Annotated in this window: 1 protein-coding gene; it reads right to left on the reverse strand. The window is 72.6% G+C overall.

Going from position 1 to position 1765, the window contains the following annotated elements; genetic code table 11:
• On the reverse strand, nt 1-1405 hold a 1405-nt coding region (locus C1I95_RS33710), incomplete at its 3' end, for a DEAD/DEAH box helicase (RefSeq protein WP_111220138.1).
• Between the last annotated feature and the right edge of the window lie 360 nt (nt 1406-1765).

The following is a 1765-nucleotide window of genomic DNA, read 5'->3' on the forward strand; positions in this document are numbered from 1 at the left end:
CCTCCCGACCCTCCCGGGGCGCGCGGACCGAAACCTGCGGGATCTCCTCCTCGGCGTCGTCGGACCCGGGCAGGGTCGCCTCGTGGGCCAGCTTCACCGCGGCGAGCGCCACCTCCATCAGGTCGAACTCGTCGCTGAGCGTCTCGACGATCACCCGGAACGGCTCCAGGTCGTCTTCCAGCAGGCTCTCCCGCAGCGCGGCCTGGGTCAGCTCCAGCCGGCGGGTACGCAGGTCGGCCACGGTCGGGATCTTGTCGATCGTGATCCGCTGGCCGGTGACCCGCTCGATGGTCTTGAGCATCCGGTGTTCCCGGGGCTCGGCCAGGGTGATCGCCACCCCTTCCCGGCCGGCGCGGCCCACCCGGCCGATCCGGTGCACGTACGACTCGGGGGCCGACGGCACGTCGTAGTTGACCACGTGGCTGAGCTGCTCGACGTCCAGCCCACGGGCCGCCACGTCGGTGGCGACCAGCAGGTCGGCGGTGCCGGCCCGCAGCCGGCCCATCACCCGGTCGCGCTGCTCCTGGCTCATCCCGCCGTGCAGCGCCTCGGCCCGGTAACCGCGGCCGTTCATCGTCTCGGTGAGCCGGTCGACCTCCTCCCGGCTGCGGCAGAACACGATCGCCGCGGTCGGTGACTCGACGTCCAGCACCCGGCCCAGCGCCGCCGGCTTGTGCGCCCGCGCCACCAGGTACGCGCTCTGCCGTACCCGGGGTGCCTCGCCGGCCACCGGCTGCTCCCGGGCGATCAGGATGCGTACCGGGTCGGTCAGGTGGGCCCGCGCCATCCCGTCGATGCGGGCCGGCATGGTCGCCGAGAACAGCACCGTCTGCCGCTGCTCGGGGGCGTGCTCCAGGATCGCCTCGATGTCCTCGGCGAAGCCCATGTCGAGCATCTCGTCCGCCTCGTCGAGCACCACCGTCGTCAGGTTGCCCAGCCGCAGCGTGCCCCGGGCGATGTGGTCCAGCGCCCGGCCGGGGGTGGCCACCACCACGTCCACGCCGGAATCCAGCGCCCGCAGCTGCCGGCCGATCGGCTGCCCGCCGTAGATCGGCAGCACCCGGGCGCCGAGGTCCTTGCCGTAGCGGTGGAACGCCTCGGACACCTGCACCGCGAGTTCCCGGGTCGGGACCAGCACCAGCGCGAGCGGGTCGCCGCCGCTCCGGTCGTCCGGCATCCGCTGCAACAGCGGCAGCGCGAACGCCGCCGTCTTGCCCGTACCCGTGGCCGCCTGCCCGAGCAGGTCCTGGCCCGCCAGCAGCGGAGGGATCGCCTCCCGCTGGATCGGCGTGGGCTCCTCGTAGCCGAGCGCGGCGAGCGCGGCGAGCAGTTCTGGCCGCAGGCCGAGGTCCGTGAAGGCGGGCGGTTCGGTGGTCGGGTCGGGGGGTACGGGCGTGGAACTCATGGGTCAAGCCTTTCATCACGCCTGCGGACCCGCTGCGGCGACCACCGCAACACGCGGCGCAGATCCTCGGCCGAGCGTGCCGGGTGGGCCGGAAACCCGTCGTGGGGCCCGCCGCCGCGGGTCGGCGGACCCCGGCCACGGGCCCTGTCAGTGGCTGAGCAGCGCCAACATGATCGTGATTCCCAGCACGGCGTCGATCACCCCGCACCACTCGGCGTAACCGCGTGGCACCACCCGCCGAGTGCGATGGTGGTACAGGTCCCACGCCGAGTGGGCCAGCCCTGCCTCTTATACACATCTCCGAGCCCACGAGACTAGCGCTCAACTCGTATGCCGTCCTCTGCCTGAAAAAAAACAGGC

This window comes from Micromonospora craterilacus, assembly GCF_003236315.1.
GTDB classification, from domain to species: domain Bacteria; phylum Actinomycetota; class Actinomycetes; order Mycobacteriales; family Micromonosporaceae; genus Micromonospora; species Micromonospora craterilacus.